14 protein-coding genes and 2 pseudogenes are annotated in these 13,455 nt (G+C 70.6%); 3 read left to right on the top strand and 13 right to left on the bottom strand.

Annotation, left to right across the window (positions count from 1 at the left end; translation table 11 throughout):
* Window positions 1-30: 30 nt before the first annotated feature.
* From LRS10_RS01925 to LRS10_RS01910, 4 genes are all read right to left on the bottom strand, one after another.
* Window positions 31-375, bottom strand: coding sequence for a DUF2200 domain-containing protein (locus LRS10_RS01925; protein WP_257835782.1), 345 nt, complete (start codon window positions 373-375; stop codon window positions 31-33).
* A gap of 31 nt (window positions 376-406) precedes the next feature.
* Window positions 407-1,396, bottom strand: coding sequence for a TerC family protein (locus tag LRS10_RS01920; RefSeq protein ID WP_257835781.1), 990 nt, complete (start codon window positions 1,394-1,396; stop codon window positions 407-409).
* 52 nt (window positions 1,397-1,448) lie between these two features.
* Window positions 1,449-1,643, bottom strand: coding sequence for a YdcH family protein (locus LRS10_RS01915; protein ID WP_257835780.1), 195 nt, complete (start codon window positions 1,641-1,643; stop codon window positions 1,449-1,451).
* A 197-nt stretch (window positions 1,644-1,840) separates the two neighbouring features.
* Window positions 1,841-2,710, bottom strand: a complete 870-nt coding sequence (locus LRS10_RS01910) for an AraC family transcriptional regulator (protein ID WP_257835779.1) — start codon at window positions 2,708-2,710, stop codon at window positions 1,841-1,843.
* A gap of 494 nt (window positions 2,711-3,204) precedes the next feature.
* Between LRS10_RS01910 and LRS10_RS01905 the strand changes: the two genes are divergently transcribed.
* Entirely contained in the window at window positions 3,205-3,573 is a 369-nt protein-coding gene (locus tag LRS10_RS01905; RefSeq protein ID WP_257839061.1) for a type II CAAX prenyl endopeptidase Rce1 family protein, read from the top strand.
* Window positions 3,574-3,676: 103 nt separating this feature from the next.
* Here LRS10_RS01905 and LRS10_RS01900 read toward each other — a convergent pair whose 3' ends face one another.
* From LRS10_RS01900 to LRS10_RS01890, 3 genes are all read right to left on the bottom strand, one after another.
* A complete protein-coding gene (locus LRS10_RS01900) occupies window positions 3,677-4,690 on the bottom strand; it encodes a calcium-binding protein (RefSeq protein WP_257835778.1) in 1,014 nt (337 codons plus the stop codon).
* Window positions 4,596-5,327: a hypothetical protein gene (locus LRS10_RS01895; RefSeq protein WP_257839242.1), complete on the bottom strand. Its 732-nt coding sequence runs from the start codon at window positions 5,325-5,327 to the stop codon at window positions 4,596-4,598. The genes LRS10_RS01900 and LRS10_RS01895 overlap by 95 nt, the downstream gene beginning before the upstream one ends.
* Before the next feature lie 782 nt (window positions 5,328-6,109).
* Window positions 6,110-6,319, bottom strand: a complete 210-nt coding sequence (locus LRS10_RS01890) for a hypothetical protein (RefSeq protein WP_257835777.1) — start codon at window positions 6,317-6,319, stop codon at window positions 6,110-6,112.
* 92 nt (window positions 6,320-6,411) lie between these two features.
* On the opposite strand from LRS10_RS01890, the gene LRS10_RS01885 reads away from it, so the two are divergent.
* A complete protein-coding gene (locus tag LRS10_RS01885; protein ID WP_257835776.1) occupies window positions 6,412-6,972 on the top strand; it encodes a helix-turn-helix domain-containing protein in 561 nt (186 codons plus the stop codon).
* Window positions 6,973-7,134: 162 nt separating this feature from the next.
* Here the strand turns inward: LRS10_RS01885 and LRS10_RS01880 are convergent, their stop codons facing one another.
* The 6 genes and pseudogenes from LRS10_RS01880 to LRS10_RS01855 all read right to left on the bottom strand — a co-directional run bounded on the left by LRS10_RS01880 (window position 7,135) and on the right by LRS10_RS01855 (window position 11,273).
* Window positions 7,135-7,371 carry a VOC family protein gene (locus LRS10_RS01880; RefSeq protein ID WP_257839060.1) on the bottom strand — a complete coding sequence of 79 codons (237 nt, stop codon included), beginning with the start codon at window positions 7,369-7,371 and terminating at the stop codon, window positions 7,135-7,137.
* Window positions 7,284-7,526 carry a hypothetical protein gene (locus tag LRS10_RS01875; RefSeq protein WP_257835775.1) on the bottom strand — a complete coding sequence of 81 codons (243 nt, stop codon included), beginning with the start codon at window positions 7,524-7,526 and terminating at the stop codon, window positions 7,284-7,286. The genes LRS10_RS01880 and LRS10_RS01875 overlap by 88 nt, the downstream gene beginning before the upstream one ends.
* Before the next feature lie 14 nt (window positions 7,527-7,540).
* Window positions 7,541-8,629 (bottom strand): acyl-CoA dehydrogenase family protein, encoded by a 1,089-nt coding sequence (locus LRS10_RS01870; protein ID WP_257835774.1) that lies wholly within the window; start codon window positions 8,627-8,629, stop codon window positions 7,541-7,543.
* A 166-nt stretch (window positions 8,630-8,795) separates the two neighbouring features.
* A complete protein-coding gene (locus LRS10_RS01865; protein ID WP_257835773.1) occupies window positions 8,796-9,476 on the bottom strand; it encodes an acyl-CoA dehydrogenase family protein in 681 nt (226 codons plus the stop codon).
* Window positions 9,477-9,687: 211 nt separating this feature from the next.
* Window positions 9,688-10,002, bottom strand: a pseudogene (locus tag LRS10_RS01860) (acyl-CoA dehydrogenase family protein); the annotation flags it as partial.
* A gap of 48 nt (window positions 10,003-10,050) precedes the next feature.
* Window positions 10,051-11,273: pseudogene (locus tag LRS10_RS01855) on the bottom strand (acyl-CoA dehydrogenase family protein).
* 118 nt (window positions 11,274-11,391) lie between these two features.
* Between LRS10_RS01855 and LRS10_RS01845 the strand changes: the two are divergent.
* A complete protein-coding gene (locus LRS10_RS01845) occupies window positions 11,392-13,059 on the top strand; it encodes a bifunctional lysylphosphatidylglycerol flippase/synthetase MprF (protein WP_257835770.1) in 1,668 nt (555 codons plus the stop codon).
* Window positions 13,060-13,455 lie beyond the last annotated feature (396 nt).

Here is a 13,455-nt window from a genome sequence, read left to right as displayed (position 1 = left end):
CGTGCCCGTCGGTCTTTGGGCCGGCGGGCCTCACGCGCGCAGGATCTTCGCCATCGCCTTTCCCCTGGCGAGTTCGTCGATCAGCTTGTCGAGGTAGCGGATCTCCCGCATCAGCGGCTCGGCCACGTCCTCCACCCGCACGCCGCAGACCACGCCGGTGATGTTCGCCCGGGCCGGATTCAGATCGGCCTCCGCGAAGAAGGTCTCGAAGTCGGTCTTGCGCGCGATCTGGTCGTCCAGCGCCGCCTGGTCGAAGCCGGTCAGCCAGCGGATGACCTCGTCGACCTCGGCTTTCGTCCGGCCCTTCTTCTCCGCCTTGGCGACATAGAGCGGATACACGCTCGCGAAGCTGGTCTTGTAGACGCGGTGGCTCATCCCGACAGGCCAGCCCGCGGCGCGAGCTCTGTCAAGGTTGGCGCAGCGCCGCCCCGCGCACGCCCCGGGTCTTCCACAGCGACCAGCCGATGCCGCCGGCCAGCAGCGCCGCGGTGATCGCCAGCGACACCGGCGCGGGGAACTTCTCCCAGCCCATCGCCTCGGCGAAGAACACCTTGCCGCCGATGAACACCAGCAGCGCCGCCAGCGCCTGCTTCAGGTAGGCGAAGCGCGCCACCACCGCGGCCAGGGCGAAATAGAGGGCCCGCAGACCCAGGATGGCGAAGATGTTGGACGTGTAGACGATGTACGGGTCGGTGGTGATCGAGAAGATCGCGGGCACCGAATCCACCGCGAACACCACGTCCGCCAGCTCCACCATGATGAGCGCCATGAACAGCGGCGTCGCGAACCAGACCAGCCGCCCGTCGCGGCCCGGCTGCTTCACGAAGAAGCGGGGTCCGTGGAAGCGGTCGGTCAGCCGGATGCGGCCGGCCAGCCAGCGGTAGACCGGGCTGTCGTGCGGGTCCTTCGGCGTCTCGTCGGCGACGAACATCTTCACGCCCATCAGGATCAGGAAGGCGGCGAAGACCCACAGCACCCAGGCGAAGCTGGCCACCAGGGCCGCGCCGAAGCCGATCATGATCCCGCGCAGCACGATCACGCCCAGGACGCCCCAGAACAGCACCCGGTGCTGGTAGACGCGCGGGACGGCGAAGGCGGCGAAGATCGTGGCGATGACGAAGACGTTGTCGAGCGCCAGGCTCTTCTCGATCAGGAAGCCGGTGACGTATTCGAGGCCCGACTGCGGACCCAGCTGGTTCCAGACCCAGGCGCCGAAGGCCAGGCCCAGCGTGAGATAGCCGCCGGAGAGCAGCAGGCTTTCGCGGACGCCGATCTCATGGTTGTCGCGATGGAGGACGCCCAGGTCCAGGGCGAGCAGGGTGACGACAAGGCCCGCGAACGCCAGCCACATCCACAGCGGCTGGCCGAGCACGGACGCCGACAAGGGTTCGAACATCTTGAATCCAGGAAGCGATGGGAGGCGCGCGCACGCGCCTCCCGGGCCTTCGTCAGTAGCTCGGCCGGATGGACACCGGCACGAGGCCGGCTTCCGCCATGAAGAGCTCGTCCTTCACCTGCAGTTTCCGGCGCTTCAGGTCCTGGACCAGCGCGGCGTTGGGTTCGGGTTTGCGCTGCTCGTCGCGGATCATCCGCTCCAGCTCCCGGTGGCGGTTTCGAAGACGCCAGACTTTGTGATCGATCATATGTGCTCCTCCGTTTGGAGGCGCGCCCGGGACCCGTGCGGGCCCGGTGGGAGGGCCCTTTGGGGCTTGGGGGAGAGCGACACGGACCCCAGGCGCACCTGTGCGGTCCGACATCACGATCGCCGTCGATCGTCAGAGGGGCCCGGTCCCGCACCCTCGATATTGGAGACCGGGCCGAGCTTTGCAAGGCCCTGCCGTCAGCCGCCGTCCTCGGGTCCCGCGGGGGCGTCGGTCAGGCCGGCCACCGAGCGCAGCGTGGCGTCGCCCGCCGCCTTCGCGCGGGCATAGTCGCGGGGCGTCATGCCGGTCAGGGCGCGGAACTCGCGGATCGCGTGGGGCTGGTCGGCGAAGGCGATCGGCTCGTCCGGCCAGGGGTCGGCCTCCCAAGGCCGCGCATGCAGTTCGCGCAGCTTGCGGTCCACGCGCATCAGGCGTTGGTACAGCTTCGGCGAGGTTCCATGCGCGTCCCGGAAGAGGCGGCGGAAGTGGCGGACGGACAGCCCGCAGGCCGCGGCCGCCTGGGCGGTCGCATCGCCCTCGGCCGTCGCCAGGACTTCCAGGGCCGGCCCCGTGGGTTCCGCGGCCGGCGGGCGCCGGCCGAAAGCCGTCCGCAGGGCCGCCGTGGCGCGCGCCGTCCACCGCTCGAATGGCTCCTCGGCCGAAGCGTCGAGCGCGACGGCGAGCTCGGCGTCGAGGTCTGCGACCGCAAACGTGCGATTGACCAGGCGGGGCGCGGCGGCCGCGGTCAGGGCGGCCAGCCCGGCGGGCGTCAGCAGCACCCCGAAGGCCGAGATGTCCCGCCGTGCGTAGCCCCAGGCCCAGTCGTGCCGCGGCCCCCAGGCCGAGACGCGGGGGACCTGGCGCCACGCGCCGGCGTCCCCCTGTTCCTGGATCCAGTAGGGATCGGCCGCCTGCACCTGCAGGGAAACGCGCAGCTCCGGCAGGATGCGCACCACGCCGCCGCAGCCGGGATCGATCCGCCGCACGAAGGCTGTGGCGGCCGCGGCGATGTCCGCCGGGGCAGGGACGACGGTGAGCACACCCTGGGGCGGCGCGGGCGAAGCCAATGGCCGAAACCTTCAATCAAGCGCGACCGTGCAGGCATAGAGAGCGCGCGCTGTGCATTTGGAGGATGAGTCGGTGGCGGACGAACAGGCAGACTGGCGCTCGAGGCGGGGGCTGGCGATCGCCGCGGCCGTCGCCGTGGCCCTCGTGTGGACCACTTTCAGCGGCCAGGTGCTGCGGCCGCTCACCGCCGGCGTCGACGTGCCCTACGGCCGGTCGGCCCTCGCCAACCTCAGCGACCTCCTCGTGATGGCGCTCCTGGTGGCGCTGGCGGCGCAGGCCGGGCCGCGCCGGCTGTTGGCCCTGAGCGGTCTCCCGCGCCCCGTCGTGCGGCCGCTGATCTGGGCGGCCGTCCTGTTTGTGCCTGCGGGGCTCGTCGCCGCCCTGGCGGCGCCGGTCTCCGGCGAACTGAAAGGCGTCGACCTCTTCTGGCAGGGCCTCGGCTTTCCCGTCTTCGAGGAGGTCATCTACCGCGGCCTCGCCGTCGGCGCCCCTCATCGCCTTCGCGGGCTGGCGCTGGTGGGCCGCCTGCCTGATGCCGGCGCTCATGTTCGGCCTGGTCCACGCCGGCCAGGGGTCCGACCCGGCCAGCATCGCCGGCGTGGTGGCGATCACCGGCCTGGGCGGGCTGCTGTTCGGCTGGCTGTTCGTGCGCTGGGACTTCAACCTCTGGCCGCCGATCCTGCTGCACGTCGGCATGAACAGCCTCTGGATCGTCTTCGCGCTGGGCGAGAACGCCCTCGGCGGCTGGCTGGGCAACGCGCTCCGGCTGGGGATCGTGGTCGGCGCCGTCCTGCTGACGCTGCGCATGACGCCCGCCGGGGCGCCGGCGCCGTCGGCGAGCGCATCCCCCAGGCCGGTCTGACCGCGGCGCTTCCCAGACCTCCTCAGCACCCACGGGGGACAGCCCCGGGGCTTCAGCGTCCCAGCACCCGCGCCTGAGGGACCGGCGGAGCCGTCCCGGACGCTCAGATCGAAATCCAGCCCTCGGGCAGGTCGGCGAGAGCGACATGCTCCAGCGTGACCGTGTCGCCCTGGCCGAAGTCGAGCAAGACGTGCGCTCCGGCCTGGACGGCGGTGTAGGGCCCGGCCGCCTGGATGCGATCGCCTTCCGCCGCGTTGAAGTCCGACACCACGTCGGCGCCGCCGCCCGAGGCGAAGCGGAACAGGTCGGCCCCGGCGCCGCCGGCCAGGGTGTCGTTCCCCCGGTCGCCGGAGAGCACGTCGTCGCCGCCGCCGCCGCGCAGCACGTCGTTCCCCTGGCCTCCGGCCAGGGCATCCGAGCCGTCACCGCCGTCGAGCACGTCGTCGCCTCGGCCGCCGTGGATGAAGTCGTCGCCGCGGTCTCCGAACAACACGTCGGCCCCGTCGTTGCCATAGAGGACATCGTTCCCCTGCCCGCCGTGGAGCGTGTCGTCGCCCGCGCCGCCGAAGAGGGTGTCGTCCCCGCTGTTGCCGTGCACCCAGTCATCGCCGCCGTCGGCCTGCACCAGATCGTGGCCGCCGCCGGCTCTGTAGGTCGTGCCGTTGTCGTCCAGTACGGCGAGGTCGTCGCCGTCGCTGCCCGCCGTCGCGACGACCCGCGGGGCGGGCGGAGGCGGTGGAGGCGGCGGTATCGCCGAAACCGTCAGCACCACGTCGTTGCCGTCGCCGCCCTGGTAGTCGACCGTGTAGTTCAGGCCGCCGATCGTCACCGCCACGCCGTCAGCGAAGCCCGCGAACTCCCCGCTCACCGCATCGGCCAGATCGTTGTCGATCAGCAGGAAGCTGTTCCCCGCCACCGGCGTGAACCCACCGTAGAGCTGGATGTCGAGAAAGGCGCCCCCAAGCGTCACCGTCCCGGTGACATTCAGCCGGTCGAACTGGCCGGCGCCTGTGCCGCCGAGTTCAACCTCCAGTGTGGCGCCGGCGTTCAGGCCGAGGTTGCCCGTCGCGAGCACGCCCGGGCTGGCGCCGGGCGCCAGCGTGCCGTTCGGATGCACGTCGAAATCGCCGACGGCGCCCGTCCCCCTCGAGCGTCGCGCCGGCCATCACCGTCGCGGCGGTTGCAGCCAGATTTGCCGTCACGCGAAGAACACCCTCGGTGACGACCAGCTGTCCGATATCGCCCCCGTCGGTCACCACGAGCGTGCCCGCGCCTGTCCTGCTGAGCTGCATCGGCGCTTCGCCCTCGAACCCGCCGCCGAGGGTGATGGTCCGTCCCGTCGTGACCCCATAGGTGAGCAGACCGCCGCCCATCAGGAACAGGTTGGCGCCTTCCGCGGAGCCGTTCTCGAAGCCTGCGCCGCCGGTGACGGAGTTGCCCGATCCGAACGTCACATCCTCGAGGGTGATCGATCCGCCGTACCGGACGAACACCGCGCCGCCCAGGGCCGCACCGCCGCCGCCGCCGCTCTGCCCGGTCGCGACGTGGCTGCCCGCGCCACCGCCATAGCCGCCGGCGCCCAGGAAAGGTGGAGTGTCCCGCCCCGCCCCCGCCGCCGCCGAAACCGCCCGCGCCGCCTGAGCCGGAGAGGCCGCCGCCGCCCCCGCCGCCGCCGAAGCCGCCCGCGCCGCCGGTCGAAAAGTCGTTGCCGCCGCCGCCGCCGTAGTCCCCGCCTGCCCCCCCGCCCGGCGCACCGCCGTTGTCCCCGCCGCCCCGGCCCGGGTCCAGGAAGGGGGTCGCGTCGGCGGCTATGCCATCGTCGTCCATGCCGCCGCCGCCTCCGCCCGCGAAGCCTGAGCCATTGGTCCGCCGGCCTCCATCGCCCCCCAACGGCGTCGTTGCCAACGAACGAAACGCGGCGGACCGTCAGCTGACCGCCGTCGGAGTAGATGGCGCCCCCCAGGCCAGCGCCGCCGCCGCCCGCACCATGCTGGGCGTCGCCGTCGCCGCCCCGGCCACCCTGGGCCAGACCGTCGGCGATGATCAGGTCGCTGATCTCGACGCTGGGAGCACCTGCCCAGAACACCCTGTAGAGCCCCGCGCCGCTGATCGTCAGGCCCGGAACGCCGCTCCCGTCGATGAACAGGTCGTCGGTGATCGGCGGCAGGTCGTCGCTCAGGGTGATGACGGCTCCCGGCGCGAGGTTGAACGTGATCACCTCGGCGCCGCCGGCCGCGTTCGCATCGAGGATCGCCTGCCGGAGCGAGCCCGCCCCCGCGTCGTTGGTGTTGCTGACGACGAACGTGGCCATGACTGCCCCCTCCTGGAATCCCCTCCGGGTACCAGCCGCCTCCACCCGCTCGCCACGGACCCGCGTTATTGGATCGCGCCGTTTCTTATGAGATGCTGTCGCCAGGGTTGTGGGGCGTCGCTTTTCGATGAAGTCGCCGGACTGGCGTATCGCGGACCGTGGGAGCGAGGTCCGTCTGGATCCGAACGGCGTCACGGTGCTGTCCGGTCCCGGCTGGACCGGCCGCTACGAGCGGGTCACCTTCGGCGCGGGCTTCCACATGAACCTGGGCTGCGTCGAGACCGAGACCGCCGCGGAGCAGCAGGTCGTCGGCGACAGCGACGCGCCGCCGTCCATCTCGGTCTGGGTCCCCGTGGCGGGCCAGGCGACGCTCGCCACCTCCGACCGGCCCGAATACCGCTTCCGGCCGTGGCGCGCCGCCCTGCTGGTCACCAAGGACCGCGCCGGCGTGTTCCGTTTCCCGGGGCCGCAGACCTTCCGCTTCTTCAGCGTCGCCGTCTCGCCGGAGCTGTTCGTGTCCCTGCTGGATGAGAGGGTCCCGGAAAGGCTCCGCCCCCCTCGTCGAGAGCCGCGCCCGCGAGACCGTGATCCGCGAGCGGCCGATCAAGGCCGCCACCCGTGTCCTCGTCGGCGAACTCGGCGCGCCGGGCGAAGGCGGCTCGCTCGAGCGCCTGCATCGCGAGGCCGTCGCCCTGCGCCTGCTCACCGAAGTCCTCGGCGCCGAGATGCGGGGGTTCGACGTCGCCTCGCTCACCGCCGCCGAGACCACGGCGCTTCGGGAGGCGCGCAACGCCCTCGTGGCCGACCTCCGTGATCCGCCCTCGGCCGCCGAACTGGCCAAGGCCGCGCGGATGGGCCTGCGTCGGTTCCTAAACGCCTTCGAAGCCGTCCACGGCGCCAGTCCCGATCGCGCCTTGCGTCTGGCGCGCCTGGCCGAGGCGCGGCGCCTCCTCGAGGTGGGAGACCTTCCCATGAAGGCGATCGCGTGGCGCGTGGGCTACGCCCACGTCAGCAACTTCGTCGCCGCCTTCGCGGCCGAGTACGGCGCTCCGCCGCGCCGTTTCAGTCGCACCCTGGCCGCCGAATGATAAGGCCCTAGGGCGCCGGGCATCGGGCCCCGGCGAGTTGGCAGGGCCTGGGCCCCCGATGCAGAAAGCCCCGCCGGCGTGATGCCGGCGGGGCTCCTGCACACAGAGGCTCCTCGGAAGCCGCTGATCTTCCGCATACGCGGCGGCGTGCGCCGCGGACGCTCAGCCGGGCCGGTGAATGGCGCAGAGCTTGTTGCCGTCCGGATCGCGCACATAGGCCAGGTGCATGGGGCCCAGCGACCCGTTCCGCTCGCCTGGCGGGTCCTCGATGGAGGTCCCGCCATTGGCCACCGCCGCGTCATGGAAGGCCTTCACCTGTTCGGGGAGGCGCACTTGAAGCCGATGGTGCCGCCGTTGGCGTGCGTCGCCGGCCCGCCGTCGATCGGCTCGCTCACGCAGAACGTGCTGCCGCCGTTCATGTAGAACAGCCGCGTGTGCCCGCTGTCGGCCGTGTTGCGGAACGGCTCGCCAGCGCCCAGCACGCCCAGCACCGCATCGTAGAAGCGCTTGGAGCGCTCGAGGTCGTTCGACCCCACCATCACGTGATTGAGCATGTCTCGCTCCCGTCTCAGTAGCCGTTGATCCGCGCGTAGCGGTCGCGGTGATAGGCCTGGTTGCCGAAGGCGGCCTCGGCGGCGCGGGCGCGCTTCAGGTAGAAGCCGCTCTCGTGGGCGTCGGTCATGCCGATGCCGCCGTGCATCTGGACCATCTCGTTCGAGACGAGGTGGAAGGTGTCGCCCATCTTGGCCTTCGCCAGGGACACGAGTTCCGGCACGTCGGGGCTGTCGTTGTCGATGGCCGCCAGGGCGGCCTCGACCGTCGAGCGCGCCAGCTCCAGTTCCGTGAACATCTTGGCCGCGCGGTGCTGCAGGGCCTGGAAGCTGCCGATCACCTGGCCGAACTGCACGCGGGTCTTCAGGTAGTCCAGCGTGGTCTCGAAGGCCTGGGTGGCGGCCCCCAGCATCTCGGCGGACAGGCCGGCGCGGGTGCGGTCCAGCACCTTCTCCAGCGTCTGAGCGCCGCCCGACAGCGGCTCGGCGGCCGCGCCGTTGAACTCGACATTGGCCGCGCCGCGGCTGTCGGCCAGTTGCAGACGGGTGCGCTTCACGCCGGCGTCGTCGGCCTTCACCAGATAGAGGCCCACGCCGTCGGCCCCCTTGGCCGAGACCACGAACAGGTCGGCGGCCATGCCTTCCAGCACGAAGGTCTTCTTGCCGGTGATCTTGCCGCCGCTGAAGGACGCCTCGACCTTCTCGGGATTGTGGTGCGGACCCTCGTCCACGGCGAGCGCCGCCACGATCGAGCCCTCGGCGATCTTCGGCAGCCAGGCCTGCTTCTGCTCTTCCGAGCCGCCCAGGACGAGCGCCGAGGCGGCGCCGAGCGCCGACGCCAGCAGCGGCGAGGCGGTCAGCGTGCGGCCGGTCTCCTCCAGGATCAGGCCCATCGCCAGATAGCCGAACGCCGAGCCGCCGTACTCCTCGGGGACGATGACGCCCGCCCAGCCCATCTCGGCCATCTCGTTCCAGGCGGCGACGTCGTAGCCCAGCTCGGCGCCGCTATCGCGCACCTTGCGCAGCGCCGTCACGGGGCTCTTGTCCTGCACCCAGCTCTTGGCCGCGTCGCGCAGCATGTTCTGTTCTTCGGTCAGAACGGCCATGAAGGTTTCCTTCTCAATATGATCGTCATCCCGGCCAACGGAGCGGCGGAGCCGCGCGGGCCGAGCCGGGACCCAGGGGCCAGCGCTCCGGCGTTTCCTGGTTCCCGGCTCTCCGCTTCGCTATGGCCGGGGTGACATTGTTGGGTTCATCGGTGGGTGATGGAATTCAGACGCTCTTGGTGCTGTCGGGCAGACCGAGGATGCGCTTGGAGATGATGTTGCTCTGCACCTCCTGCGAGCCGCCGTAGATCGTGGTGGCCTTGCCGCCCAGCCAGTTGCGGACGAACGTCAGCTCCTCCTCAGAGAACCCGTCGCCCTCCCAGCCGAGCCCCTGGCTGCCCAGGATCTCGATGCAGAGTTCCGCGCGCTGCTGCAGCGTCTGGCTGGCGGCGTTCTTCATGATGGAGGTCGCCGCCGAAGGCCCCTGGTTGCCCTTGCTCTCCTGCATCGCGCGGATGGCGGTCAGCTGGAAGGCTTTCAGGTCGATATCGTTCTGGGCGATCCGGACCCGCAGGTCGCCGTCGGCGATGCGGCCCTTCTCGTCCACCCCGACGTAGTCCTTGGCGAGCTGCGCCGGAGCACGGCCCGAGGCGTAGCGTCCCGCGCTGCCGCCGCCGCCGGCCAGGCTGTTGCGTTCGTGCTGCAGCAGGCGCTTGCCGATCGTCCAGCCCCCGTTCAGCGGCCCGACCAGCTGGTCCTTCTCGACGCGGACGTCGGTGAGGAAGGTCTCGCAGAACGGGCTGGCGCCGCTGATCAGCTGGATCGGCCGCACCTCGACGCCCGGCGTCTTCATGTCGAACAGCACGAAGGAGATCCCCTCGTGCTTCTTGGTGAAGTCGGTCCGCACCAGGCAGAAGCACCAGTCGGCCCACTGGGCCGGACGTCCAGATCTTCTGGCCGTTCACCAGGAAATGGTCGCCCTTGTCCTCGGCGCGCGTCGACAGCGCGGCCAGGTCGGACCCCGCGCCGGGCTCCGAGAAGCCCTGGCACCATTGGACCTCGCCATTGGCGATCTTCGGGATGTGCTGCTGCTTCTGGGCTTCCGTCCCGTACTCCAGCAGGGTCGGGCCGAACATCATCGTGCCCATGCCGACGATCGGGTTGTAGGCGCCGGCGCGCCCGAACTCCTGGTTCACCACCCGCGCCTCGGCGCCGCTGAGGCCGCCGCCGCCGTACTGCTTGGGCCACGTCGGAACGCCCCAGCCCTTTTCGCCGACCGCCAGGCGCCAGGCCTTCTGATCGGCGGTCTCGCTCGCCCGCTCCGGCCCGATCGCCGGGCCCTTCCCCTTGAGCGACGACGGGAAATTCGCCGCCACCCAGTCGCGCACCTCGGTGCGGAAGGCGTCTAGATCGCCCCCTCCAAAATCGGCCATCGTGAAATCTCCGGCTCTATGTTCGTATGAAAAATCAAATACTTCAGGCTACTTCGGATCCGGCAACCCCAGGACCCGCTTGGAAATGACGTTCAGGTTGATCTCGGACGTGCCGCCCTCGATCGAATTGGCCTTGGTGCGCAGCCAGCCGCGGACGGCCAGCAGTTCGGCAGGCTCATAGCCTTCCCCGCTCCAGCCCAGGCCCTGGTGGCCCATGGCTTCGACCATCAGCTCGGAGCGCTCCTTGGCGAACTCCGCGGCGGCGTACTTGATGATCGAGGTGGCGGCCGACGGGCCGTTGCCGGCCTTCGATTCCGCCGCCGAACGGGCGATCGTCTGGCGCAGCGCCGCGAAGTTCATCTTGTTGGCGGTGATGCGGGCGCGCAGGTCGCCGTCCTCGACGCGACCCGTCTCGTCGACGCCGACGTACTGCGTGGCGATCTTGCCCAGGTCGCCCGCCGCGCCGCCGGCGCTGCCGCCTTCGCCGAAGCCGGCCGAGATGTTCTGGCGCTCGTACTGCAGCAGACGCTTGGCGATCTCCCAGCCGCCGTTCACCCGGCCCACCAGATTGCCCTTCGGCACCTTCACGTCGGTGAAGAAAGTCTCGCAGAACGGGCTCTCGCCGCTGATCAGCGGGATCGGCCGCGTCTCGACGCCTGGCGTCTTCATGTCGATCAGCACGAACGAGATGCCCTCGTGCTTCTTCGTGTTGTCGGTCCGCACCAGGCAGAAGCACCAGTCCGCCTTGTCGGCGTAGCTGGTCCACACCTTGCTGCCGTTGATCAGCCAGTGGTCGCCCTTGTCCTCGCACTTGGTCTGCAGCCCGGCGAGGTCCGAGCCGGCGCCCGGTTCGGGTAGCCCTGGCACCAGCGGATATCGCCGCCCACGATCTTCGGCAGGTGCTCGCGCTTCTGCTCCTCGTTGGCGTATTCCAGCAGCACCGGGCCCAGCATCCACACGCCGAACGACGCCAGCGGCTGCCGATAGCGGCCGGCGGCCATCTCTTCGGCCAGCACACGGGCCTGTTGCGGCGAAAGGCCGCCGCCGCCGTACTCCTTGGGCCATGTGGGCACCGTCCAGCCCTTTTCGGCGACCCGGCGCATCCACACGATCTGGGGATCGCTGGACCCCGCGAAGGGGCGGCCGCCCCAGATCGCCTCCGGGTCGGTCTTCGCCTTGGGATCGCGCAACTCGGCAGGGTAGTTCGCGTCCAGCCATGCCCGGACCTCGGTGCGGAATGCGTCGAGCTCGGCGCCGCCAAAGTCGGCCATGGCGTCCTCCCTGTTTCGAAAGCCTTGTAAGCCCAACTCTAGCGTCCGCCCGAGCGGGGGCAAGTGGGATGAAACAGTTGTTTGAGCGTTGGGCCGCCACTTCAGGTAATGGACCGCCGTGCGATTCCTGAGGGACCTCAAACCGGCCGCCTTCGCTGCGGCGCCGTCCGTGGCGGCGCTCGTCGCCCTGGGCTGCGGCGTGCTGCTGCTCACCTCCGGAGCGCGGCCCTCCGAGCCTGAGCGCTTCCTGCAGCTCATGGCCACCTCGCCGGTGTGGCTGATCGAGCTCAGCCACCTGCTCTCCAGCCTGCTGGGCCTGATGCTGGTGATCCTGGCCTTCGGCCTGCGCGCACGCCTGGGTGCGGCCTGGGCCGCCACCATGATCGCCTTGCTCGTCGCCGCGCCGCTGGGCCTGGAGAAGGGCATCGTCTGGGAGGACACCGCCATCCTGCTGACGGCCGCGGTCGTGCTCGCGCCGTTCCGCAAGGCGTTCCCGCGCACCGCACGGCTGTCGCGGATGGAGGTCACGCCCGGCTGGCTGGTCTCCGCCGCCTGCCTTCTGGCCGGCGCCGGCATCATCGGCGTCTGGTCCTATCACAACGCCGACTACGGCGAGGTCCCGCTCTGGCGGATGATGGTCGACGACGACATCGCCCGCTCGATCCGGGGCTGGGCCGTGGCGGCCGTCGCGCTGCTGGCCTTCGGGCTCTGGCGCATGCTGGGCTCGGCCGCCACCCCGCCCATCGTGGGTGAAGACGATCCGGAGTTCGCAAGGGTCCGCCAGATCCTCGCCAAGGCCGACAACGCGCGGCCCAACTCCAACCTCGCGCTGCTGGGCGACAAGCGCTTCCTGTTCTCGGCCTCGGGCGAGACCTTCCTGATGTTCGGCGTGCGCGGCCGTTCCTGGATCGCCCTTGCGCCGCCGGTGGGCCGTGCCGACGAGCGGCTGGAGCTGCTCTGGCGCTTCCGCGAGCTGGCCGACGCCCACGCCGCCCGCCCCGCGATCTACGCCCTCGACGCCGAGGATCTGCCCGACGTCGTCGAGATGGGCTTCTCGATCCAGAAGATCGGGGAGGTCGCCGTCCTGCCGCTGCAGGGCTTCACCATCGACGGCACGCGGCGCGGCAAGGCGCGGCGCGCGTGGCGGCAGGCCGCCGACGCCGGCGCCGCCTTCGAGGTCGTTCCGCCCGGCGGCGTGCCCGCGATCATGCCCGAACTGCAGCGGATCTCGGACGCCTGGCTGGCCCAGCACGCCGGCGGCGAGAAGGGCTTCACCATGGGCGGTTTCCACCCGCGCTACGTCGAGGAGTTCCCCGTCGCCGTCGTCCGCTTCGAGGGCCGGATCATCGCCTTCGCCACCCTGTGGCCGGTCGCCGAGCGCTCGGCCTTCTCGATCGACCTGATGCGCTACGTCGACGAGGGGCCGAAGCGGATCATGGACTTCCTGTTCGTCGAGCTCCTGAAGTGGGGCGTCGCCGAAGGCTACGCCGCCTTCGATTTCGGCATGGCCCCGTTGTCAGGGCTGCAGGATCGACCGCTGGCCCCGATGATGTCCCGGGTGGGCAGCCTGCTCTTCGAGAACGCCGAGGACCTGTACAACTTCCAGGGCGTGCGCGAATTCAAGAACAAGTGGGATCCTCTGTGGCGGCCCCGCTACGTCGCCGCGCCGCGCAAATGGAACATCCCGCTGGTGCTGGCCGACGTCGGCCTGCTGACCTCCGGCGGCATGGCTGGACTCGCCAAGCGGCCGAAGCGGGCGTCCGCGCCGGAATCCGCGGCCCCCTAGCGGCCGGTCCCGGTGGAGAACCCCAGCAGGTTCACCGCATGCACCACCATCAGCATGACGCCCGCCGCCGCGAGCAGCATGATGAAGCGCCAGGGGGCCATGCGCGGCCCCTTGTGCGGATTGGGCGGGCGCGCCCCCGCCAGCCGGCGAACAGCGCCAACGCGGCCAGCACGGCGAGGAGGATGAGCGTGGTGCGAAGGTCCATTGGCGGCGGGATATCGCAGGGCGCGCGCAAAACCGGAAGCCGCGCCTCTCGGAGGCGCTCTCTTCCATCCACAGGAACGCACCCTCGCCACAACTAATAGCGTTAAGGTCGCGTTTACACCCCCAGAATCGGTGGTTAGCGTTCCCGTAGGTGGGAGACGCGATTCGATGACGGCGGGCGCGCCCTGGAGC

It is taken from the genome of Phenylobacterium sp. J426 (assembly GCF_024699945.1).
Taxonomy (GTDB): Bacteria; Pseudomonadota; Alphaproteobacteria; order Caulobacterales; family Caulobacteraceae; genus Phenylobacterium.
Note: the sequence above shows the minus strand (reverse complement) of the source record. Positions and strands in the feature narration are given on the sequence as shown.

Coding starts and splice junctions, on each gene's coding strand:
- LRS10_RS01875 (WP_257835775.1), bottom strand. CDS start 7,526: ATGCTCAATCACGTGATGGTGGGGTCGAACGACCTCGAGCGCTCCAAG.
- LRS10_RS01870 (WP_257835774.1), bottom strand. CDS start 8,629: ATGGCCGTTCTGACCGAAGAACAGAACATGCTGCGCGACGCGGCCAAG.
- LRS10_RS01925 (WP_257835782.1), bottom strand. CDS start 375: ATGAGCCACCGCGTCTACAAGACCAGCTTCGCGAGCGTGTATCCGCTC.
- LRS10_RS01915 (WP_257835780.1), bottom strand. CDS start 1,643: ATGATCGATCACAAAGTCTGGCGTCTTCGAAACCGCCACCGGGAGCTG.
- LRS10_RS01885 (WP_257835776.1), top strand. CDS start 6,412: ATGAGAGGGTCCCGGAAAGGCTCCGCCCCCCTCGTCGAGAGCCGCGCC.
- LRS10_RS01920 (WP_257835781.1), bottom strand. CDS start 1,396: ATGTTCGAACCCTTGTCGGCGTCCGTGCTCGGCCAGCCGCTGTGGATG.